The organism is Shinella sp. GW821-FHT10F02, assembly GCF_058809275.1.
In genome coordinates, this window is the sequence record NZ_JBXASL010000001.1 from 1,146,940 (window position 1) to 1,169,536 (window position 22,597).

At 65.2% G+C, this 22,597-nt stretch carries 19 protein-coding genes; 8 read left to right on the forward strand and 11 right to left on the reverse strand.

The genetic code is table 11. The annotated features are described in order from the left end of the window. Nucleotides 1–343: 343 nt before the first annotated feature. Complete coding sequence (locus AC1RWL_RS05300; RefSeq protein WP_493092920.1) at nt 344–1,474, forward strand: efflux RND transporter periplasmic adaptor subunit; 1,131 nt, start codon at nt 344–346, stop codon at nt 1,472–1,474. A 3-nt stretch (nt 1,475–1,477) separates the two neighbouring features. After that, nucleotides 1,478–4,606: an efflux RND transporter permease subunit gene (locus AC1RWL_RS05305; protein WP_493092919.1), complete on the forward strand. Its 3,129-nt coding sequence runs from the start codon at nt 1,478–1,480 to the stop codon at nt 4,604–4,606. A gap of 5 nt (nt 4,607–4,611) precedes the next feature. On the opposite strand, the gene AC1RWL_RS05310 is transcribed toward AC1RWL_RS05305, so the two are convergent. From AC1RWL_RS05310 to AC1RWL_RS05320, 3 genes are read right to left on the reverse strand one after another with little or no spacing between them, the layout of a single operon-like run. Then, nucleotides 4,612–5,586, reverse strand: a complete 975-nt coding sequence (locus AC1RWL_RS05310) for an alcohol dehydrogenase catalytic domain-containing protein (protein ID WP_493092918.1) — start codon at nt 5,584–5,586, stop codon at nt 4,612–4,614. Nucleotides 5,587–5,598: 12 nt separating this feature from the next. Beyond that, nucleotides 5,599–6,309, reverse strand: a complete 711-nt coding sequence (locus tag AC1RWL_RS05315) for an SDR family NAD(P)-dependent oxidoreductase (protein WP_493092917.1) — start codon at nt 6,307–6,309, stop codon at nt 5,599–5,601. Between the two features lies 1 nt (nt 6,310). Continuing rightward, nucleotides 6,311–7,435: a glycerol dehydrogenase gene (locus AC1RWL_RS05320; protein ID WP_493092916.1), complete on the reverse strand. Its 1,125-nt coding sequence runs from the start codon at nt 7,433–7,435 to the stop codon at nt 6,311–6,313. A gap of 98 nt (nt 7,436–7,533) precedes the next feature. On the opposite strand from AC1RWL_RS05320, the gene AC1RWL_RS05325 reads away from it, so the two are divergent. Beyond that, nucleotides 7,534–8,316 carry a shikimate dehydrogenase family protein gene (locus AC1RWL_RS05325; RefSeq protein ID WP_493092915.1) on the forward strand — a complete coding sequence of 261 codons (783 nt, stop codon included), beginning with the start codon at nt 7,534–7,536 and terminating at the stop codon, nt 8,314–8,316. A gap of 53 nt (nt 8,317–8,369) precedes the next feature. On the opposite strand, the gene AC1RWL_RS05330 is transcribed toward AC1RWL_RS05325, so the two are convergent. From AC1RWL_RS05330 to AC1RWL_RS05350, 5 genes are all read right to left on the reverse strand, one after another. Beyond that, complete coding sequence (locus AC1RWL_RS05330; protein WP_493092914.1) at nt 8,370–9,368, reverse strand: ABC transporter permease; 999 nt, start codon at nt 9,366–9,368, stop codon at nt 8,370–8,372. Next, nucleotides 9,358–10,851 (reverse strand): sugar ABC transporter ATP-binding protein, encoded by a 1,494-nt coding sequence (locus AC1RWL_RS05335; RefSeq protein WP_493092913.1) that lies wholly within the window; start codon nt 10,849–10,851, stop codon nt 9,358–9,360. Before AC1RWL_RS05335 ends, AC1RWL_RS05330 begins: the two co-directional genes overlap by 11 nt. Nucleotides 10,852–10,913: 62 nt before the next feature. Then, nucleotides 10,914–12,155, reverse strand: a complete 1,242-nt coding sequence (locus tag AC1RWL_RS05340; protein ID WP_492647350.1) for a sugar ABC transporter substrate-binding protein — start codon at nt 12,153–12,155, stop codon at nt 10,914–10,916. Nucleotides 12,156–12,235: 80 nt separating this feature from the next. Continuing rightward, entirely contained in the window at nt 12,236–13,225 is a 990-nt protein-coding gene (locus AC1RWL_RS05345; protein WP_493092912.1) for a transketolase family protein, read from the reverse strand. Nucleotide 13,226: 1 nt separating this feature from the next. Continuing rightward, on the reverse strand, nt 13,227–14,090 hold the full coding sequence (locus AC1RWL_RS05350; protein ID WP_493092911.1) for a transketolase: 864 nt from the start codon (nt 14,088–14,090) through the stop codon (nt 13,227–13,229). A gap of 66 nt (nt 14,091–14,156) precedes the next feature. Here AC1RWL_RS05350 and AC1RWL_RS05355 point away from each other — a divergent pair, with 66 nt between their 5' ends. Next, nucleotides 14,157–15,689, forward strand: a complete 1,533-nt coding sequence (locus tag AC1RWL_RS05355; protein WP_493092910.1) for an aldehyde dehydrogenase — start codon at nt 14,157–14,159, stop codon at nt 15,687–15,689. A 3-nt stretch (nt 15,690–15,692) separates the two neighbouring features. On the opposite strand, the gene AC1RWL_RS05360 is transcribed toward AC1RWL_RS05355, so the two are convergent. The 3 genes from AC1RWL_RS05360 to AC1RWL_RS05370 all read right to left on the reverse strand — a co-directional run bounded on the left by AC1RWL_RS05360 (nt 15,693) and on the right by AC1RWL_RS05370 (nt 18,752). Further along, entirely contained in the window at nt 15,693–16,376 is a 684-nt protein-coding gene (locus AC1RWL_RS05360; protein WP_435264924.1) for a GntR family transcriptional regulator, read from the reverse strand. Between the two features lie 39 nt (nt 16,377–16,415). Next, on the reverse strand, nt 16,416–18,020 hold the full coding sequence (locus AC1RWL_RS05365; RefSeq protein ID WP_493092909.1) for a GMC family oxidoreductase: 1,605 nt from the start codon (nt 18,018–18,020) through the stop codon (nt 16,416–16,418). A 96-nt stretch (nt 18,021–18,116) separates the two neighbouring features. Further along, complete coding sequence (locus AC1RWL_RS05370) at nt 18,117–18,752, reverse strand: HAD family hydrolase (protein WP_493092908.1); 636 nt, start codon at nt 18,750–18,752, stop codon at nt 18,117–18,119. Between the two features lie 183 nt (nt 18,753–18,935). Between AC1RWL_RS05370 and AC1RWL_RS05375 the strand changes: the two genes are divergently transcribed. Genes AC1RWL_RS05375 through AC1RWL_RS05390 form a run of 4 tightly spaced genes read left to right on the forward strand, consistent with a single transcriptional unit; the run spans nt 18,936 to nt 22,580 of the window. Beyond that, nucleotides 18,936–19,580, forward strand: coding sequence for a bifunctional 4-hydroxy-2-oxoglutarate aldolase/2-dehydro-3-deoxy-phosphogluconate aldolase (locus AC1RWL_RS05375; protein ID WP_493092907.1), 645 nt, complete (start codon nt 18,936–18,938; stop codon nt 19,578–19,580). A 57-nt stretch (nt 19,581–19,637) separates the two neighbouring features. Next, nucleotides 19,638–20,471, forward strand: coding sequence for an SDR family oxidoreductase (locus tag AC1RWL_RS05380; RefSeq protein WP_439622193.1), 834 nt, complete (start codon nt 19,638–19,640; stop codon nt 20,469–20,471). 4 nt (nt 20,472–20,475) lie between these two features. Continuing rightward, the gene (locus tag AC1RWL_RS05385; RefSeq protein WP_493092906.1) at nt 20,476–21,531 is read left to right on the forward strand and encodes a zinc-dependent dehydrogenase; all 1,056 of its coding nucleotides are present in this window, start codon (nt 20,476–20,478) and stop codon (nt 21,529–21,531) included. Continuing rightward, on the forward strand, nt 21,531–22,580 hold the full coding sequence (locus AC1RWL_RS05390; RefSeq protein WP_493092905.1) for a galactitol-1-phosphate 5-dehydrogenase: 1,050 nt from the start codon (nt 21,531–21,533) through the stop codon (nt 22,578–22,580). The genes AC1RWL_RS05385 and AC1RWL_RS05390 overlap by 1 nt, the downstream gene beginning before the upstream one ends. The last annotated feature ends 17 nt before the right edge of the window (nt 22,581–22,597 follow it).

A 22,597-nucleotide genomic window follows, 5' to 3' on the forward strand; every position in this document is an offset into this window, starting at 1 on the left:
GAGCCCCTGTTTGAGTCGTCACAATCGCCTGATGGCATGGGGCAGCGTTTCAACAGATCGCCATGACACGCGCATGACATCCGGCGAGGATGTCCACAGGGCCGCGCGGGCGCTGATGCCCGATAGTCGCGAAGGATCAACTTGCGCGAGCGAGAGTTGTCGGTCGCCGAAAAAATGTGCAGGCGGCGAGGCGATGCCCCAGTCCCGACACGATCGACGTTTCTACAAGGCCGGACTGATTGATTTTACAATGTTACGGCAATGTGCGGCCCTTAATACGGGACGCGATCTGCCGCATGACTAGGCCTGTTGCGGGCAAAAACTCTAAAGCAAGACGGATTTCATGAGCGAGCGCACCATCCACACCTCAGAAAACTCCATGCCCTTCCGCAGGTTGTCCTGGTCACGCGCAATCCGCATCGCCTGCCTGGCGGGATGGGTCGCGGCGGGAACGGCGCAGGCACAGGAGGCTGCGAAGCCGACGATGGAGCTCGCGCAGGTCGACATCACCAAGGTCGAACCGCATGATATCGCAAGCGAAGTCCGCATTGCCGGCTCGCTCACCCCGATCCGCCGCTCGACGCTTGCCGCGCGGGTCGCCTCGACGATCGTCGAACTGCCGGTCAAGGTCGGCGACGTGGTGAAGGCGGGCGACCTGCTCATCCGCTTCGACAAGATGGCGCTCGAATCCACGTTGACCGTTCGCCAGGCTTCGGCGGAGGCGATGCGCGCGCAGCTGGAACTTGCCGAATCCGTCCAGCGACGAACCGCGGCTCTCGGCGAGCGCGGCGCCTCCTCGGAGGCCGCTCAGCTCGAAGCCCAGGCGAATGTCGCCAACCTCCAGGCGCAGATCCGGTCGAAGCAGGCCGAGATCGCCGATGCCGAGCGCGACCTCGCCAATGCGGAGGTCCGCGCCGCTTTCGACGGCGTGATCGCCTCGCGCCCTGTCGAGCAGGACCAGACGGTCGGGCTGAACACCGAGCTCATGACCATCGTCGACCTCAGCAAGATGGAGGTCGATGCCGGCGTGCCGACCAGCCGCATCCCCATGGTGAGCATCGGCCAGCCCGTCGAACTGAACGTCGAGGGTTTTCCCGACCGGACCTTCTCCGGCAAGGTCACGCGCATCTCGCCGACGGCGGTCGCGGGCTCGCGCGCGGTCCGGGTGTTCCTGGCGATCGAGAATGACGACGGTATCCTCAAGGGCGGCATGTTCACGACAGGCATCCTGAAGGTCGACGAACGCAAGAATATCATCGCGCTGCCCAATTCGGCGATCCGCACCGATCAGGCGGGCAGTTTCGTGCTGAAGGTGCAGGACGGCGTGCTGCGCCGCCAGCCGGTCCAGCTCGGCACGGCCTGGACGGATCGAAGCCTCGTGGAAGTGTCCGGGCTTGAAGCCGGCGAAATCGTCGTCTCCGCGCCGCTGCCGGCACTTGAAGCCGACATGCCCGTCGTCGTCGAGGGGCTGTAAGCCATGTTCCTCACGCGTATCAGCGTCAAATACCCCGTCTTCGCGACGATGATGATGGTGACGATCCTGGTGATCGGGCTGTTTTCCTATTCGCGCCTCGGCGTCGACCAGTTTCCCGAAACCGACCTGCCGATCGTCGTCGTCACGGCGACCTATACGGGCGCGTCGCCTTCGACGGTCGAAAGCGAAGTGTCGCGGCCGATCGAATCCGCGCTGAACACCATCGGCGGCATCGACACGATCATCTCTGAATCCTACGAGGGCCGCTCGGTCGTCGTCGTGCAGTTCGAACTCGACGTGGATTCGCAGGTGGCCGCCCAGGAGGTCCGTGACCGCGTGGCGCGGCTGGAGGCAGGCTTTCCGGATGCCGTGGACACGCCACAGGTCACCCGCTTCAATCCGGATGACGCCCCGATCCTGTCGATTGCGGCCTCCTCGTCGAAACGCTCGCTTTCGGAAATCACCACGCTCGCCAACCGCGTCATCACCAACCGGCTGAGCGTGATTGCCGGCGTCGGCCAGATCTCGCTGGTCGGCGGCAGCGAGCGGCAGGTGCTGGTGATGGTCGATCCGGATCGGCTGGAAGCCTATGGCATCGCCGTCACATCGGTCATGGACGCCATCCGCAAGGAGAACCAGGACCGCGCCGCCGGCACGCTGATCTCCGGCATCAACCAGCGCATCGTCACCGTCGAGGGCCGCATTCCCGACGTTGCCGGCTTCAACGGCATCATCGTGGCGCAGAGCGGCGGATATCCGGTCTATCTCTCTGATGTCGCGACCGTGCTCGACGTTGGCGCAGAGGTGACGAGCCGGGCGACCTATCAGGGTGTGCCGTCGCTCGGGCTCGATATCGTCAAGGTACAGGGCGCCAACACCGTGGAAGTGGCGTCCGAACTGCGCAAGGAAATCGCCGCGCTCAACATCGAACTCGCCCCGGAAGGGGTGGAGCTGAAGGTGACGCGCGACAATTCCCGCCCGATCGCCGCCCAGGTGCAGGAGGTGCAGCGCACGCTGATCGAGGGCGGCGTGCTCACCGTCGTCATTGTCTTCCTGTTCCTGAATTCCTGGCGCTCGACGGTCATCACCGGGCTGACGTTGCCGATCTCGGTGATCGGCACCTTCGCCGTCATCTATGCGCTCGGCTTCACGCTCAACACCATGACGCTGATGGCGCTCTCGCTGTCGATCGGCATCCTGATCGACGATGCGATCGTGGTGCGCGAAAACATCACCCGCCACCTGCACATGGGCAAGAACCATGTGGATGCCGCGCTCGACGGCACGAACGAGATCGGCCTTGCCGTTCTCGCCACGACGCTGTCCATTGTCGCGGTGTTCCTGCCGGTCGCCTTCATGGGCGGCCTGATCGGCCGGTTCTTCCTGCAATTCGGCGTGACGGTCGCCGTCGCCGTGCTGATCTCGCTGTTCATATCCTTCACGCTCGATCCGATGCTGTCGAGCGTCTGGTACGATCCGCAGTCGGAGCAGAACGCAAAGCGGGGGCCGCTCGGGCGGCTGATCGCCCGTTTCGACCGCTGGTTCGAGCGTCTTGCGGACCGCTACCGCCGGCTGATCCACTGGACGTTCCGCTTTCGCAAGACCACGGTCTTCGTCGTGGTTGCGATGTTCGTCGCAAGCCTGATGCTCGTGCCGCGCATCGGCGCGGAATTTCTGCCGCCGGCCGACCAGGGCGAGGTCTCCATCGCGCTGAAGGCCACCGAGGGCGCCTCGCTGGATTACATGGCCGCGAAGGTCAGCCAGGTCGAGCGGGCGCTACGCGAATTCGACTACGTCGAGACGATCTACTCCACCGTGAACGCCGGCGGCGCGCGCGGCTTCAACGAGGCATCGGTCGCGGTACAGCTCAAGCCGAGCGACGAGCGCACGGTGACGACCGCCGAAAGCATAGAGCCGATCCGCAAGCGGCTGGCCTCGATTGCCGGCCTCGAAATCTCGATCGGCCAGAACTCCGGCACGGGCTCGTCCGAAAAACCGCTGCAACTGTCCGTGCTCGGCGACGGCGAGGAGGAACTACGCCGGATTTCCACCGAGATCACCACGGCGCTTTCGGCAATTCCCGGTGCCACGGAAGTCGAATCCTCGATCGAGAACAAGCGCCCGACGCTTGCCGTGCGGATCCGGTCGGAAGCCGCGGCCGACCTCGACGTCTCGATTGCCACCATCGGCGATACGCTGCGCCCGCTCGTCGCAGGCGACGCCATATCCGTCTGGAATGCACCGGACGGCGAATCCTACGACGTGATGGTGCGCCTGCCGGCAACGGGCCGGCGCGATGCCGTGCAGCTTCGCGATCTCACGATTGCCACCGGCCGCACGGACGACGATGGCAAGCCGATCACCGTGCTGCTCGACCAGGTGGCCGATGTCATCGAGAGCACCGCGCCGGACGCCATCACGCGAAAAGACCTTTCGCGCGAGATCCGCATCGAGAGCAATATCGAAGGCCGCGCGCTCGGCGACGTAACGGCGGACCTGAATGCCGCGATCGCCAAGATGCAGATCCCGGCCGGTTACCGCATCAGCTTCGGCGGCGACGCGGAAAACCTGGAAGAGAGCTTCGGTTATGCGCTCCAGTCGCTGGCACTTGCGGTGATCTTCATCTACATCATCCTGGCCTCGCAATTCGGCTCGTTCATCCAGCCGATCGCCATCATGATGACGCTGCCGCTGTCGCTGATCGGCGTGCTTATCGGGCTGCTCGTCACCGGCTCGACGCTCAACATGTTCTCGATCATCGGCTTCATCATGCTGATGGGCCTCGTCACCAAGAACGCCATCCTGCTCGTCGACTATTCCAACCAGGGACGCCAGGCCGGCAAGAGCCTGCAGGACAGCCTGGCCGATGCCGGTGCCGTGCGCCTTCGCCCCATCGTCATGACGACGCTGGCGATGATCTTCGGCATGCTGCCGATGGCGATCGGCCTTGGCGAAGGCGGCGAACAGCGTGCGCCGATGGCGCACGCCGTCATCGGCGGCCTGATTTCCTCGACGCTGCTGACGCTCGTCTTCGTGCCCGTCGTCCTGACCTTTCTCGACCCGCTCGGCGCGCGCATCGCCGGATGGTTCCCGAAGGGGCCAAAGGAGCGGCGCGAGGAGCAGGAGGCGTAAGGGCGCTAAAGCACGACGACGCGGTTCCCGGGATTGGGGCCGGTTTTCAGGCGCGTCAGTGCTTGGGGCAGCTCATCGAAGGCGGTTACCTCGATAAGCTGCGGATCGAAGAGCCCTTCCGAGATGTGCTGCGCGATCTCGGCACCGGCCGCGACGAGTCGTGCCCACTGGCGATCGCAGGCGTGGTGGTGCATGGCGTTGAGGCCGACCTCGTGCAGCGAGATGGTCGTCGAGAAGGCGGGCAGCGGCGCGGTTTCCTGCCGGTCCTGGATGCATACCAGATGGCCGTTTGCTGTCAGCAGCGGCGCGAGGCTGGCAGCATGAGCGCCGCTGACCATGTCGAACACGGCGTTCAGTGGCTGATGCCTTGCCCTTTGCGCCCATTCCTCCTTCCAGCCGTCCCGGCGATAGTCGTTAACGGTTGCAGCGCCGAGGCGAAGCAGGCGATCCGATTGCGAGGCGGAACCGACGGCGTGCACGATCCAGCCGCGCGCGCGGGCAAGCTGAAGGAGCGCACCGCCCACCGCACCGGAAGCGCCGGTCACCAGCACATGGGCGCCGGGCCATAAGGCGACCTTGTCGATGGCTTGCCGGGCGGTAAGGCCGGGGCAGGGGATCGCTGCTGCCGCGGCAAAGGGCAGGGCGGCCGGCAGCGGAATGGCCGCGCGTGCCGGGATGACGGTGTATTCCGCGAAGGAGCCGGGCTTCAAGAGGTCATTATGGTAGGCGACCCGCGTTCCCGCGGCGATATGGTGCACGCCATCGCCCACGGCTTCGACCTCGCCGGCCCCATCGACACCGGGAATATGCGGCCATTCCCAGGCGTCATGTCCCCAGAGGATGAACTTCCAGTCGACGGGGTTGAGGCCGACGGCGCGGTTGCGGACGAGCAACTCGCCCGGACCCGGCTCCGGCTTCGGCCGGTCGCGCAGTTGCAGGACGTCCGGATCACCGGTCGTGTCGTGAACCCAAGCTTTCATGTGCACTTCTCCTCAGCAGACCGAATAACCGCCGTCGACGGGGATCATCGCGCCGGTGATATAGGCGGCATCCTGCGAAAGCAGGAAGCGCACGACGGAGGCGACTTCGGCGGGTTTGGCCCAGCGCCCCATGGGGATGCGGGCATTGATGCGCTCGGCGCGCGCGGCATCGGTGCGGGCCTTTTCGGAAATCTTCGTCTCGACCCAGCCCGGCGCGATGGAATTGACGCGAATGCCGCGGCCGGCCCAGGCCACCGCCTGGGAGCGCGTGACGGCGGCGACCGCGGCCTTGCTCGCCGTATAGGCGGGCGCGCCAGGCGAACCGAAGATCGCCCACATCGAGGCGACATTGACGATGGCGCCGCCGCCGGCTTCGAGCCTTTCGACGAGCGCATTGGCGAGCGCGAAGCCGGCGGTCAGGTTGACGCGCATGACCTGTTCGAACGCCTCGGTTTCCCATTCCTGCTGGTGGCGCAGCATGCCCGCACAGTTGACCAGTGCCGCGACCGGCCGCCCGTCCGGCAGGGTGGCGATGCTTGCTGCCGTGTCGGTAATATCGACGGTGTGGAAGGCGATGCCGGCGGGCAGGTCGTCGTCGCGGTCGAGACCCAGGGCGACCACCGCGTAGCCGCTTGCGGTCAGGAGTTCCGCGACGGCCCGGCCAATGCCGGTGCCGCCTCCGGTGACGACGGCGAGGGGCGTTTCCCGGTCATTCTGGGGCATTTCATCTTCCTCTTCGATTGGCGATGGCGGGGCGTGTAGCGGCCTCCGCCTCGATGGCGAGCATCGCGTCAACCAGATCGGCGACGGTCAGCGTTTTCGGGAAATTGAGCATGTGCGGCACGGCGATCGACGCTTCCGCTACCGCAGTGAGCTGCGACCGATCGACCTGCGCGGCGGTCAGGTCCGCAAGGCAGAGCGGCAGCCCTGCATGGCGGTAGAGCTCCAGGAGGGCGTCGGGCATGGCCTCGCCGATCAGCCGGTGGTGCACGACGAGACCATAGGCGACCTGCAAGCCGTGCGGCCTGGCCTTGACGCCCGGGAGCAGGGGCAGGCCGCGCGTCAAGGCATGCGGCACGGACAGACCGCCGCTTTCGAAGCCGAGCCCGGCCATCAGGATCATCGCTTCGACCGCGGCCTCGAAAGCCTCGGTCGGCTCGCCCGTGCCGGCGGCGTCGTAGGCCGCCCGGCCATGCGTCATCAGCGTATCGTAGCAGGCCGTCGCGATCGTACCGGCGAGCCGCGTCGGCCTTGCGCGGAACATGGTGAGGCCGCTGCCGGCGGCGCAGGCGAGCGCTTCGGCCCTCTTGGAGAGGGCGTCGCCCAGCCCAGCCGCGAACATCGCTTTTGGCGCGCCGGCCAGCAGCACCGTGTCGACGACCACGAAGTCCGGGTTGCGGGGAAGGTGCCGGACCTCCAGCAGCATGTCGTCCTCATCATAGAGCACATAGTTCTTGCTCGTCGGTGCATCGTTCGAGGTCACGGTGGGAATGGTGATCAGCCGCAGGCCCCGCGTATCGGCAAGCGCCTTGCCCGCATCGATCGCCCGCCCGCCGCCCGCTGCCAGCACGATCGCGGGTGTCGCATCGCCGAGCCTGGCTTCGAGATCGTGGCCAGTCTCAGGGCCAAGCCGGCCCTCGAAGGGAAGCACCGTCAGGGAAACGCCCCGCTGCTTGCAGGAGCGGCGGATCGTCTGTTCGACGAGGGGCAGGATGTGTACATCCGCCACAAGCACCGCGCTTTGGCCGATCTGGGCGGCGAAGTCGCCGATGCGGGGCAGGATGCCGCGTCCCTGGACATAGCGTCCGGGCGCTCCGAAAACCTTGAGATCGGCGTCAAAAATGGTCAAAGGGGAATTCATGCAGGCGTCTCTATGGATATTTCATATATCATATATTATGTAGCCGAGCGCGCAAGCGCCTTCTTGTCGTTTTCGAGGATTCTCCCATGATTACCGGGCATACCCGCTTCGTCCCCCTGCTCGCCCATCCCTGCCGCCATGTGCGCACGCCGCCGCTGTTCAATGCCGAATGTGAACGGCAGGGGGAGGACATCGTCATGGTGCCGCTCGACGTTCTGACTGAGCGGCTGCACGCAACCATCGACAGCCTGCGGGCAATCGAAAACCTCGCCGGCATGGTGATCACCATTCCGCACAAGGGGCCGATTGCGGCGCTGTGCGACCGTCTCGTCGGTGCGGCAGCCCTCATCGGCGCCTGCAACATCGTTCGCCGGGAGAAGGACGGCAGCCTCACCGGCGGCATGTTCGACGGCGAGGGTTTTGTTGCCGGCCTTCTCCACCGTGGGCACGATCCCGCCGGCAAGCGCGTGCTGCTCGTCGGCGCCGGCGGTGCGGCGAGCGGTGTGGCGCATGCGCTGCTCGGCGCCGGCGTGGCCGGCCTGACGATCGCCAACCGGTCGCCTGAAAAGGTTGAAACCCTGGCGGGCCAGCTGCGCGGCCTCTTTGAAAACGCCCGCGTCGAGACCGGCCCGCCCGATCCCCGCGGCTTCGACATCGTCATCAACGGCACCGCGCTTGGCATGCATGCGGGCGATGCGCTGCCCGTCGACGTGGACCGGCTCGACGCCGGCACGGTCGTCGGCGAGGTGGTGATGCAGCCGGACGTGACGCCGCTTCTTGCCGCGGCAGAGGCGCGGGGCTGTGTCATTCACAAGGGCATCCACATGATCGAGCAGCAGGTGCGCCTGCTCGTCGATTTCCTGAAATGAAAGAAGGCTCGCATCGCGCTTCGTGATGCGGGCCAGTTTCGCGTGCGGGAGGTTCACACGCGGCGTTTCGCCCGGGCGCCGATGCCCTGCATCAGCACGGCGAGGATGATGATGACGCCCTTGATGATCTGCTGCGGATAGGCCGGCACGCTCATCAGGTTCATGATGTTGCCGATCAGGCCGAGGATCAGCACGCCGATCATCGTGTTCGTCACGGTGCCACGTCCGCCGGACAGCAACGCGCCGCCGATGACGCAGGCCGCAATCGCGTCGAGCTCCAGGCCGATGCCGGTGACCGGCGTGCCCACGGCGGTGCGGGCGGTGACGAAGATGCCGGCCAAAGCAGAGAGCGCGCCGCTCAGCGTGAAGGCGAGGAACTTGTAGCGCCAGACGGGCAGGCCGGCGAGGCGGACGGCATTCTCGTTGCTGCCGGTGGCGACGGTCAGCCGTCCCCAGTTCGTGCGGCGCAGCAGGAAGACGAAGAGCGCGATGACGATGAGCACGGCGAGCACCGGCCAGGGCAGGCCGATGCCGGGAACTCCCTTGCTGCCGAAGCCGGTCAGGATCTGCGCGGTCGGCAGGTCGCGCGGAAAGCGCACCGGCTGGCCGTTCGACAGCATATAGGCGAGGCCGCGTGCCATGGTCATCATGGCGAGCGTCGCGACGAAGGACGCCATGCCGAAGCCCGCCACGAGCGCGCCGTTGATGGCGCCGAGCAGCGCGCCGAAAAGAATGCCACCGAAGACACATACCAGCAGGGCCGTCGGGCCGTCGAAGGGCATCGCCGGCATTGCCATCGCCACGCCCATGCCGCCGATCGCCGCGATGGAACCCACCGAAAGGTCGATGCCGCCGGTGAGGATGACGAGCAGCATGCCGATCGAGACGAGGGCGAGGGGTGCCAGTTGCCGCAGCAGGTTGAAGAGGTTCTGCAGCGTCAGGAAGTGTTCCGACAGCAGCGTGGATATCACCACCAGTGCGGCCAGCATGATGTAGATATTGTAGGTGACGAGGAGGGAAACGAGGCCAGGAGCCTTCGGATTATTGGACATGCTTGCGCCCCATTGCCAGTTCGATGATGCCTTCCTCGGTGAGCTGTTCGCCGGAAAGTTCGCCGGCGAGGCGGCCGGCGCGCATGACGATCACGCGATCGCACATGCCGATCAGCTCCAGCATTTCCGAGGAGACCATGACGATGGCGGCGCCATTGGCCGCCAGCTCGTTGATGACGCGGTAGATTTCGACCTTCGCGCCGACATCGACACCGCGCGTCGGTTCGTCGAGCAGCAGGATCTCGCAGCCCGAGACGAGCCACTTCATGATCGCGACCTTCTGCTGGTTGCCGCCGGACAGCGTTCCGGCCTCGGCGTTTATGCTCGCGGCCTTCAGGTTCAGCCGGCTGCGCAGAGCCTCGGTGGCGCCGCGCTCGCGCGCTTCGCGGATGAGGCCCCAAAAGCCGAGATGCGGGTTGACCGGCGTCAGCATGGCATTGTTGAGGATCGGCAGGTCGAGCAGGCAGCCCTGCTGCTTGCGATCCTCCGGCACGAGGCCGATGCCCGCCCGGACGGCGTCACCGGGCGAGCGGATGGTGCGGGCACGACCATCGATGCGGATTTCGCCGGCCGAGACCGGGTCCGCGCCGAAAATCGCGCGCAGCACCTCGGTTCGCCCCGCGCCAACAAGGCCGCCGATGCCCAGCACTTCGCCGCGGCGCACCGTGAAGCTGACGTCGGAGACCAGCCCGCCGGCCGCGAGCGCGTTCACCTCCAGCGCCACCGGGCCGGGGGTGATCTGCCGTTCGGGGAAGAAGTCCTTCAGTTCACGGCCGATCATCAGGTTGACCAGCGACGTGTGGTCGAGCGTGCCGGTTTCCCAGGTCCCGACGGTCGCGCCGTCCTTGAGCACGGTCACCCGGTCGCAGAGGCTGAAGATCTCGTCCAGCCGGTGCGAGATGTAGACGATGCAGACGCCCTGGTCGCGCAGCCGCCGCACGAGGTCGAAGAGCTTTTCCGTCTCGTGCGTGGTGAGCACGGCCGTCGGCTCGTCGAGCACGAGGATCGAGCAGTCACGCGACAGCGCCTTGCAGATTTCCACTACCTGCTGGCGCGCGATGGTGAGCCCGCCGGCGATCTCGCCGGGATCGATGTCGTCGAAACCCATGCGGGCGAGCAGTTCCGCGGCGCGGGCATGCATGGCCCGCCGGTTGACGAACAGGCCGTGTCCCAGCGTTTCGATCAGGATGTTTTCGGCAACCGTCAGGTCGCTTGCGAGCGAAAACTCCTGGTAGATGATCGAGACGCCGTTGCGGATCGCGTCCTGCGGGTTCGTTATGCTGACAGGTTCGCCGCCGATGCGGATCTCGCCGCCGTCGTGGGTATAAGCGCCGGCCAGGATTTTCATCAGGGTCGATTTGCCGGCGCCGTTTTCGCCCATCAGGGCATGCACTTCGCCCGCGCGTGCCGAAAATCCGGCGCCGCTCAAAGCGGCGATGCCGCCGAATTCCTTCGAGATCTGCCGCATGTCCAGGCGATCCATGTCCTGCCTCCCTTTCATCGCGGCGGACCCCCGCAAGGTCCGCCGCATCATCCCCGTGCCGATCAGCTCTTGAGTTCGCCGATCGTCTTGAAGGCTGGGACCGTGTAGCGGAAGAACGGGTTTGCCGTGTCCGGGTCGATGAACTGGTCGGCGTTCTCCTTGGTCACGATCTGCGAGGGGTAGTAGGAGCCGAGCGGCAGGTTGTTGGCGTCGAACCCCTTGTCGAAGATTTGGTTGATCAGGGTGATAACGCCTTCGCCGGTGTGCGAGCCGGAGCAAAGGCCGGTCACCAGCATGTCGCCCGACTTGACGAGATCGAGCGCGGTGCGGAAGCCGTCCGCGGCGTTCGCCACCTGGATCTTGCCCTTGAGGTCCTGGTTTTCCAGCGCGCGCAGCGCGCCCATGCCCATGAAGTCGTTTTCGGCGAGAATGATGTCGAGCTTGGAGGAATGCGCCGTCAGGATGTCTTCCGCCGCATCGAGCCCGCCTTCCTCCGTCCAGAAGCCGACGCCCATCGAGACGACGCTGAATTTGACCTCCGGATAGTCGAAGGCGCCGCCGGTCTTCAATTCCTGGAACTTGTTGAAGCCGGCGAGCATGGCGTCTTCCTTGGAAAGGTTGAGGCCGAGCTGCTGCGAGCGCTCGTAGATGATGCCGGTGATCATGCCGTTGACGCGGCTTTCCGAGGTGGAGTTGCCGACGGTGCCGAGGATCGCGGCCGCCGTGATCGGCTTGTCGGCGCCATAGTGCTGCGCAACGAAGCGCCCCGCCTCGAAACCGTTGCCGTAGGGGTTGAAGAGCACGGTGGTGACGATCGGGCTGTCATCCGGCACCGTGCCGAGCGCGATCACCGGAATGCCGGCATCGACGGCGCGTTGTGCATCGGCCGCGGCCGCTGCGAGGTCGGTCGGGTCGAGCACGATGACGTCGACCTTCTTGGCGATGAAGGCGTCGATCTGCGCCGACGTCTTCGCCGGGTCGCCATCGGCGACCTGCACGTCGAGCTCATAGCCGTATTCGGCAGCCTTGGCCTTCGCGGTGTCGATGACGCTGACGAACCACGGATTGCCGAGCGTGATTTCGGTCCAGCCGATCACCAGCTTCTTGCTCGCATCGCGCGGCGTCGTCGGCAGCGCCTTGGCGACATCCGAACGGTCGGCCATTTCCGGATCGATGACGCCGGAAAGGGCGGAATTCGGCAGCAGCTTGTAGATTTCGTGTTTTTCGGCGGCATTGGCGGTGCTGGTCATGATGGCCAGTGCGGCCGTGCACAGCATCAGCGATGCCGATTTCAGGAACGTCATGGTCTCTCTCCCTCAGTTGAAGTTGGATCGTCCGCCCCGGAAACCCGGAGCGGAATAACGCGCCCTCCCGGCGCGGGCCGTCAGCCGATGATGTCGCGGACGACGGATTCGATGCCGGCCTGGTCGAGCCGGTAATGGGCGTAGAGATGCGTCGGCGGGGCGATCAGCGCGTATTCGTCGCGGATGCCGTGGCGAACCAGCCTTGCCGGACCGCCTTCCTCCGCCAGCACTTCGGCCACGGCGGAGCCGAGGCCGCCGAGGATGTTGTGCTCCTCGATGGTCAGGATGACCTTGGAACGCGCGGCGGCGGCGAGGATCGCGTCGCGGTCGATCGGCTTGACCGTCGCCATGTCGATGACGCCGACGCTCCGGCCTTCGGCGGCGAGTTTCTTCGCGACCTGCACCGATGGATGGACCGGCAGGCCGCAGGCAATGATTGTCACTTCCTCGCCCTGCGCATGCTCGACAGCTTTGCCGAAGACGAAATCGGCCTTGCTGTTATAGAGCTCCGGCTCGCGCCCACGGCCTGTGCGGAAGTAAATCGGCCGGTCGTGCTCGACCGAGGCAAGGATCGCCGCTTCAAGCTGTGGGCCGTCTGCCGGCGAGACGATCGTCAGGTCGGCGATCGAACGCATGGTGCCAATGTCTTCCGTCGCATGGTGCGAGGTGCCGTAGAAACCCATGGCGATGCCGGTGTGGTGGCCGATGAGGCGCACGGGCAGCGCGCAATAGGCGACGTCCATGCGGATCTGTTCGCAGGTCAAAAGACCGAGGAACGAGGCGAAGGTCGCGACGTAGGGCATCATGCCCGTGGTGGCGAGGCCGGCGGCGGCCGACACCATGTTCTGCTCGGAAATGCCGAAGCTGACATAGCGGTCCGGGTAACGCGCGGCGAAGCGGTTGAGGCCGTTGGAATATTGCAGGTCGGCGGAGCCCGCGACGATCGGGTGGCCGGCCTCGGTCAACGAGATCAGGCCGTTCGACAGGTGGTCGAGGCCGGGGTTCTTCATGTTCAGTTCCCGGTAGTGCCAGGAATTCGGCGAGGTCGGTCGCAGATTGGCTTGGGTCATCTCAGATCACCTTGGACAGAATTTCTTGGCGCGCGGCGTCCGCGTCGACGGGGTCGAGATAGCCGAGATGCCAGCCGGGCTCGGTTTCCATGTAGGAGACGCCCTTGCCCTTCAGCGTGCGCGCGATGATGCAGCAGGGTTTTTCGCGCGACGCATCGGCCTTGACCCGGCGCAGCAGCGCGGTGAGTTCGGCGATGTCATGGCCGTCGACGACATGCACCTCCCAGCCGAAAGCCCGCCATTTCTCGTCGATGGGCTCGATGCCCATCACGTCGTCCACCGCGCCGTCGAGCTGGTAGCCGTTGCGGTCGATGATCGCGACGAGGCGGTTGAGCTTGTGGTGGGCGGCGCCGATGGCGGCCTCCCAGACCTGGCCTTCCTGCATTTCGCCGTCGCCGAGCATGACGAAGGTGGTGAAGTCGCGGCCCTGCATGCGGCCGCCCACCGCCATGCCGAGGCCGTTCGACAGTGCATGGCCGATCGAGCCGGACGAGAAGTCGACGCCGGGCACTTTGCGCATGTCGGGATGGTCGCCGAGCGGGTTGCCGAGGCGGGTGTAGCCGTTCAGCACCTCGGTCGGGATGTAGCCGAGTTCGGCGAGGATAGGGAACAGGCCGACGGCCGCGTGGCCCTTGCCCATGAGGAAGCGGTCGCGGTCGGGCCATTTCGGGTCCGCCGAGAGCGACATCACGTCATAGTAGAGCGCGGCGAAGATTTCGGCTGCGGAAAACACCGAGGTGTAGTGGCCCACCTTGGCGATCTCGATGAGCCGGATGGTCTCCAGGCGCACGAACTGGGCGCGGTCCCTGAGCCGCGCGACCTCGGCCTCCGTGGGTCGGTAATCGTTTCTCACTGGCTGCGTCACACGCTCCTCCCTTCCTGTGCCGATCCCGGCAACAACTCCTTGCGATGGGGCGAGATAACATGATATATGATATATGTCACTGACAAAAATGGAGGAGATGACGTGAATCTTGCACTGACACAGGCGGATGTGGCCGCGATCCGCAGCCGGATCGCCATCAAGGGACAGGCCTTCATCGACGGCCGCTTCGTCGATGCGGCCTCCGGCGAGACGTTCGACGACATCTCGCCGCGCGACGGCAAGGCGATCGCGCGCGTTGCCGCGGGCGATGCGGAAGATGTCGACCGCGCGGTGAAGGCGGCGCGCCGGACGTTCGAGGCGGGGGACTGGCGCGACCGGTCGCCGAAGGAACGCAAGAAGGTGCTCCAGCGTTTTGCCGCGCTGTTCGAAAAACACATGGACGAGCTTGCCGTGCTCGAAACGCTCGACATGGGAAAGCCGGTGTCGGAAAGCCGCAACATCGACGTGAACGTCGTGCTCGACACGCTGCAATGGTATGCCGAGTGCCCCGACAAGCTCTATGACGAGATCGCGCCCACCGGTCCCGGCCAGCTTGCCATGATCACGCGCGAGCCGATCGGCGTCGTCGGCGCGGTCGTGCCGTGGAATTTCCCGATGCTGATGGCGACATGGAAATTCGCGCCGGCGCTCGCCATGGGCAATTCCGTCGTGCTGAAGCCGGCTGAACAGTCGCCACTAACCGCGATCCGGCTGGCCGAGCTTGCGGCGGAGGCGGGCATTCCCGATGGTGTCTTTAACGTCGTGCCGGGTTTCGGCCCGACGGCCGGCAAGGCGCTCGGCCTGCACATGGATGTCGATTGCCTAGCCTTCACTGGCTCGGGCGAAGTCGGAAAGCTGTTCCTGCAATATGCCGGCCAGTCGAACATGAAGCGCGTTTTCCTCGAATGCGGCGGCAAGTCGCCGAACATCATTCTGGATGACGTGCCAGAGCTGCGCGTCGCGGCGGAACGGGCGGCAACGGCGATCTGCTTCAACCAGGGCGAGGTCTGCGTGGCGCCGTCGCGCCTCATCCTCTCCAGGCGCATCCAAGAGCAGTTCCTCGATATCGTCGTGGAAACGGCGAAGTCGATCCGGCCGGGCGATCCGCTCGATCCTGCGACGAAGCTCGGCGCGCTGGTGGAAAGCGGCCACCGCGACCGTGTTGAGAGTTACATCGCCAAAGGCAAGGCGGAGGGCGCGCGGCTGGTGCTCGGCGGCGACCGGCCGGGCGATACGCCGGATGGCTACTATATCAACCCGACGATTTTTGCCGATGTGCGCAATGACATGACCATCGCGCAGGAGGAAATCTTCGGTCCCGTGCTGTCGACGATCACGGTCGAGGACGACGAGGAGGCAGTGCGCGTCGCCAACGACACGTCCTACGGTCTTGCGGCGGCCGTCTGGACGCGTGACCTGTCACGCGCCCACAAGATCGCCCGCAAGCTCAGGGCCGGCACGGTCTGGGTGAATTGCTACGACCACGGCGACGCGACCGTTCCCTTCGGCGGCTTCAAGCAATCCGGCAACGGACGCGACAAGTCATTGCACGCGCTCGACAAATACACGGAACTCAAGACGACGTGGATCGAGCTTTGACATTCACGGGGCGGCTTCGGCCGCCCCTTTTGCTTCCAGCCAGTCGACCATCACGACGCCGACACCGATATCGGCCTGGATGGCGCGGCGTGCGCCTTCCGGGTCGCGGGCGGCCAGTGCGCGCAGCACGTCGTAATGACCGTGTTTGCCGCTGACGAGCACGCGGGGAGGGGTGTGCAGGTGGTAGAGATGGATGAGCGGCCCCATCTGCGCCCACATGCCTTCGATGGTCGAATAGAGCATCGGCATTTCCGCCGCTTCCGCCAGCTTGAAGTGAAACTCGCGGTTGATATGCGAGGCTTCGAGCGGATCGGTGGCGGCGGTCTTGGCGAAATCGGCGTGTAGCGCTTCAAGCACGGCCAGATCCTTTGCCGAGATCTTGACGGCCGCCTGGGCCGCCGCTTCGCCCTCCAGATGGTGGCGGATGAGCTGGATCTCGCGCAGTTCCGAGGCCGTGAGGCTGCGGACCTGGATGGAGGTTGCAGCCCGCATCTCCAGTGCCCGCTCCGTAACGAGGCGGAAGATCGCCTCGCGCACCGGCGTGATGGAAACGCCGAGCTGGTCGGCGAGGCTGGCGATGGTCAGCCGTTCACCGGGCTCGTAGCGGCCGTCCATCAGGGATGCGCGAATGGTGCCGTAGACCTGCTCGGAGAGATTTCCCTTGTTGATTTTCGGCAGCTGGCTCATGCGGGGACCCGTGGCGTTTCCTATCCTGGCACTTACGCATCAAGCGTTCGATGGCGCAAGCGGCGCCAGGCCGCGGATGATATCCGAAGCTTTCTCTCCGATCATTATCGCGGTTGCGTTGGTATTGCCCGAAATCAGTGTCGGCATGACGGAGTTGTCCACAACGCGCAGATTGCGCAGGCCGTGCACGCGGAGCTCCGGATCGACGACCGACATCGCGTCGCGCCCCATCCGGCAGGTGCCGACCGGATGATAGACCGTCTTGCCCTTGGAGCGGATATAGGCGCCGAGCGCCGCATCGTCGTCCACCGCCTTGCCGGGATAGGCCTCGCCGTCTTCCACAAAATCGGCGAAGGAGGGCTGCGCGAGAATGCTGCGGGCGAGCTTCAGCGCCTTCACGGAAAGCCGCATGTCCTCCGGCGCCGTCAGGTAACGCGGGTCGACGATCGGATGGGCTGCCGGGTCGGTGGATTTCAGCCGGATCTCGCCGCGGCTTTCAGGCCTGAGCACGCAGGGGTTCACGGTGGCGCCGGCGCGTTTCACCTGCTCCTGGTCGCTGTCCATGAAGACGATGGGCACGAAATGCATCTGGATGTTCGGCTCCGCCTCCATGTCGTCGACATTCATGAAGGCACAGGCCTCCGTGACATTCGACATGACCGGCCCCGACTTGAAGAGCAGGTATTGCAGCCCGTTTTTCACGGAACGCAAAAGACTGTCCTCACCGTAATAGCCGTAGCGGCCTGTGCAGAAGCGGATGGCGGGGAATTCGAGATGATCCTGAAGGTTCTGGCCGACGCCTTCCAGCCGATGTTTGATAGCGATGCCGTGGCGGTTCAGTTCCGCTTCGGGCCCGATGCCTGAGAGCATCAGCAGCTTCGGCGTCTGCACCGCGCCGCCGGAGAGGATGACCTCCTTGTCGGCCAGGGCCGTCTCGACCTTGCCGTTGCGGACATATTCGACGCCGCTGGCGCGGTCGCCCTCGAAGAGGATGCGTGTGACGAGGCAGCCGGTGCGGATTTCGAGGTTTCCGGTTTTCATAGCCGGGCGCATGTAGCCGACGGCGGCGCTGCACCGCCTCCCGTTGCGGGTGGTGGTCTGGTTGAAGCCGACGCCGCGCTGGCGCGTGCCGTTGAAATCCGGCGTGTAGGGAATGCCGGCCTCCTGGGCGGCGCGCACGAAGGCGCGCGTCAGGTCGGTCACCTGGCGGAGGTCGGAGACGCCGAGCGGGCCGCCGACGCCGTGATAGGCGTCCGAAAGCCTGTCATTGTCTTCCGCCCGGCGGAAATAGGGGAGCACGTCGCTGTAGGCCCAGCCATCGGCGCCGAGGCGCGCCCAGTCGTCATAGTCGCGGCGCTGGCCGCGAATGTAGATGGCGGCATTGACCGAACCGCCGCCGCCGAGCACCGCGCCTTGCGGCATCACGGGCGCGCGGCCGTTTAGCGCCGGCTGCGCCTCCGTCTTGTAGTGATAGAGAAGGTCCGAATCGAGCAGCTTCACGAAACCCGCCGGAATGTGGATCAACGGATTGCTGTCGCGCGGGCCGGCTTCGATCACCAGCACCTTTCCCGCATCGCCGAGCGCCAGCCGGCCGGCCAGCGCGCTGCCCGCCGAACCGCCGCCCACAACAATATAATCCGCCATCGCTTCCTCCCGGGATTTCATGATAATATATGATATATCTATTGATCTCGGGGAGGATCGTCAATGTGTCTTGGCACGACCCGTCGGCTGTCCCGGTCATCGCGCGCCCAGCACCCGCTCTTCGAGTTCGGCCATCGAGGAGAGCCAGCGCACACCCTCCGGCGGCGCGCTGTGGCTGTGCGGCACGAAGACCGTCTCGATGCCGGCGGCAAGCGCTGCCGCCGCGCCGCTGCCGCTGTCCTCGACGATCAGGCATTCGTGCGGTTCGACGCCGAGCAAATAGGCGGCCCGGAAATACCCTTCCGGGTGGGGCTTGCCGAGAAGGACATCGTTGCGAGAAACGGTGACAAGCCCGGGGCAGACCAGGCCGGCGGACCTCAGGTTCACGTCGACGATGGCGCGGTCGCTGTTGGAGACGACGGCCTGGTGGATGCCGGCCGCCGCGAGGTGGTGCCAGGTCGCCACGGCGGCGTCGTAGCCTCTCAGTCTTTCCGCTGCGCGAAAATAGTGGTGGTGCTTGCGGCGCTCCCATTCCAGCGGATCGGCCTGCAAGCCGAAGTCCCGGGCGATGATCGCGTAGATCTCGTCGGCCGAGCGGCCGACGACCCGCGCCTTGAGGTCCGCGGGCGGCGGCAGGCCGGCCTCCTGCATGGCGTATCCCAGCGCCTCGACCGCGATGTCCTCGCTATCCACGAGGGTGCCGTCCATGTCCCACAAGACTGCTCTGATCATGTTGTTTTCCAATGCCAATTTTGATTTCCGGAGGAGGCCGCCTCGCAAGACGGCGTGAGGGCGCGCGCACGGGATTTCTCTCGATCGCCAGTGCAAAAAATAAAAATCATTTTTTTTGGTGTTGCACAATAACGAATTTCATTCTATTTGTTAGTCACGGTAGGAAATTCGATGGAGGGGAACATGGGTTTGACCGGAGCGGAGGTGGTGAAGCGGATTGCGGTGGCGCGCATCCTGCCCGTCATCGTCCTGGAGCGGGCCGAAGACGCTGTTCCCCTGGCGCGCGCCCTGGTCGATGGCGGGTTGCCCGTCGCCGAGGTGACGTTCCGCACGGCAGCGGCGGCGGAATCGCTGCGCCGCATTCGCGCCGAGGTTCCCGACATGCTGCTCGGTGCTGGCACGGTTTTGACGGCCGAGCAGCTCGACATGGCCGCGGAAGCCGGCGCGCAATTCATCGTCACACCGGGTTTCAATCCGGCGATCGTCACGGCGGCGCAGGCGTTCGGCCTGCCGATCGTGCCCGGCATCAACAACCCGACCGGCGTCGAGCAGGCCATGTCCTTCGGGCTGGAGGCCGTTAAATTCTTTCCGGCCGAGCCGAGCGGCGGCGTGCCCTTCCTCAAGGCGCTGACGGGGCCTTATCCGGCCATGCGCTTCGTGCCGACGGGCGGCATCGGTGCCGCGAACCTTGCGAATTACCTCGCTCTGCCCGCCGTGCTTGCCTGCGGCGGCTCCTGGATGGTGGACGCGAAGCTCATCCGGGAAGGGCGCTTTGACGAGATTTCCCGGCTCACGGCGGAGGCGGTCGCTCTCGCCCGCACGGCCTGAAACGGTTTCATCGAAAATCTGGACACGCCTCGATCGGGGCACAAAACGGAGGTTCCAATGCCCAGCAATACCCTGTCGGAGGGGCTGTCCCTCAAAGGGAAATCCTGCATCATCACGGGTGCAGCATCCGGGATCGGCGAAGCCGTTGCCCGCATCTATGCCCAGAACGGCGCCAAGGTCGCCATGATCGATTTCGACCGGGAGCGCCTGACGCGCATTGCCGGCGAGATCGAGGCCGACGGCGGCACGGTCCTGCCGATCTATGCCGATGTCTGCGAAGAGGAGACGGTTCGCGCCTTCTTCAAGCAGGTCAACGACACCTTCGGCTCGGTCGATGTGGTGGTCAACTCCGCCGGCCGCGACAGCCTCGCCCCGCCGGTCACTCGCGTGACGCTGGAAGAGTGGAACAAGACGATCGGCCCGAACCTGACCGCCGTCTTCCTCTGCTGCCGCGAAGCCTTCCTCTATATGGAAAAGCAGGCCGAGGGCGGGCGCATCATCAACATGGGCTCCTCCTCGACCCGCGTTGCCTCCGGCCCCGGCCACAGCCCCTATCGCGCCTCCAAGCACGGCATGCTGGGCTTTTCAAAGAACATCCTGCTCGAAGGCAAGGACAAGAAGATCGGCGTCACCGTGCTCAACCCGAGCCACGTCAAGACGCCGATGACCGAGATCATCGACAAGGGTCTCTATGACGGCGACCTCGAAGCCTATGTCGACGGCTGGCTCGACGAGAAGGAGATCAAGGAAGGCATCCATGCCTCCTGCATCGATGTCGACAACGTCGCCTGGCTCGCCCTCTACGTCGCGACCCGGACGCCCGACGTCACCATCCCGACCATTTCGCTTTATCCCACCCACAAGGCGCACCGCTACGGGATGGAGGTGTAAGCCGATGAAGGCCGCCGTATACCAGGGCAGGGGCCGGATCGCGCTCGAAGAGCGCCCGCGCCCCGTGCCGCAGGACGACGAGGTTCTGATCCGCATCTTCGCAGCCTCGATCTGCGGCACGGACCTGAAGGTCATCCGCGGCGGCCATTTCCGTGTCGGCGAAAACGACACGCGCGTGCTCGGCCATGAGCTTGCCGGCGAAATCGTCGAGGTCGGCCGGCATGTCGGGCATTGGAGGAAGGGACAGCGGGTTTCCGCGGTGCCGAACATCGGCTGCGGCCATTGCGAGATGTGCCGCCGCGGGCTCAACAATATGTGCCCCGACTACGAGGCCTTCGGCATCGATATCGACGGCGGCTTCCAGCAATATATGACCGTCACAGCCAAGGCGCTTTACGGCGGCAACCTCTTCGAGATCCCCGCCGGCATGAGCTACGAGGAGGCCTCGCTGGTCGAACCGCTCTCCTGCTGCTTCAATGCCTGGAAGGACCTTATGGTGACGCCCGAGGACCGCGTCCTCATTCTCGGCACCGGTCCGATCGCCGGCCTGTTCCTGCAACTGGCGAAGGCCTATGGCGCAAGGCAGGTGATCGTGGTCGGCCGGCGGGCGGAACGGCTCGAAGAGATCGCGCCGCAGGGCGCGACGGACACGGTGGATTCAAGCCGCGTCGACGTGGTGGAGGAAGTGCTGCGCCTGACGGACGGCCGCGGCGTCGATGTCGCGCTGACCTGCGCCCCGGCGCCGGAACTGCAAATCCAGGCGATGGCCTGCCTCGCGCGCCTCGGCCGCATGAACGTCTTCTCCGGCCTCAATAAGGGCACCAAGGTCGAACTCGACACCAACAAGGTGCACTACTGGGGCCTGAAGCTGCTCGGCTCGACCGGGTCGAGCGTCGAGGATTATGCCCGGGCGCTGAAACTCGTAGAGACCGGCAAGATCCGCGTCACCGATATCGTGACCCATCGCTTCGGCATGGCCGATGCGGTCGCCGCCTTCGACCATGCACTTTCGGGCAAGGGCATGAAGACCATCATCTACCCTCAGGAGGAGAGCCTGTGATGAAGGCGGCCGTTTTGCATGCGCCGGGGGATCTGCGCGTCGAGGACGTGCCCGTGCCGGACATTGGCCCGGACGAGGTTCTCATCGAGGTGAAAGCCGCCGGTATCTGCGGCTCGGATATCGGCCGCGTCATGGTGACGGGCACCTATCGTTTCCCGACCATTCCCGGCCACGAATTTGCCGGCCGGGTGGAGCGGGTCGGCGCCGCCGTCTCCCATCTGAAAGCCGGCGACCGCGTGGCTGTCGCGCCGCTGATGCCTTGCCGAAAATGCCAATGGTGCGAGGCGGGAAAATTCCAGCTTTGCGACGATTACGATTTCGTCGGCTCGCGCAGCGACGGCGCCTTCGCGCAATATCTCTGCGCGCCGGCCACCAACGTGCTGAAGGTGCCGGACACTGTGTCCTACGAGGTTGCCGCGACGATCGAACCGGCGGCGATCATCCTGCACGGCATCCACAAACTCGATCTGAAGCTCGGCGATGCGGTGGCAGTGGTCGGCTGCGGCGCGCTCGGCTATTTTGCCTTGCAGTTCGCCCGACTTTCCGGCGCACGGCCGCTGATCGCCATCGACGTGGACGACGACAAGTTGGAGCTGGCGAAAAGCATTGGCGCCGATCTCTGCCTCAACCCGACGCGCGACGACGTCATCGCCCGCGTCCACGAGGCGACCGGCGGGCGTGGGGTTGCCGTGTCGCTGGAATGCGCTGGCTCCGCACCGGGGCGGGACCTCTCGATCATGGTCGCGGCCAAGCAGGGCGCGGTCATGCTCTACGGCACCGCCTATGGCGACGTCACCTTCGCGGAAAAGGCTTTTGCGAAGATCGTGCGCGAGGAATTGCAGGTGGTCGGCTCGTGGAATTCCTATTCCCTGCCGTTCCCCGGCAAGGAATGGTTTGACATCATCGGATTGCTTGGCGACGGCCGGTTGACGGTCGAGCCGCTGATTACCCACCGGGCGACGCTTGAGGAGGCGCCGTCCATTTTCAAGGCACTGAAGGACCGCAGCTTCGGCAGGTATCACAAGATCCTGTTCAAGCCGAACGATTGACGATGCGGGGGAGGAAG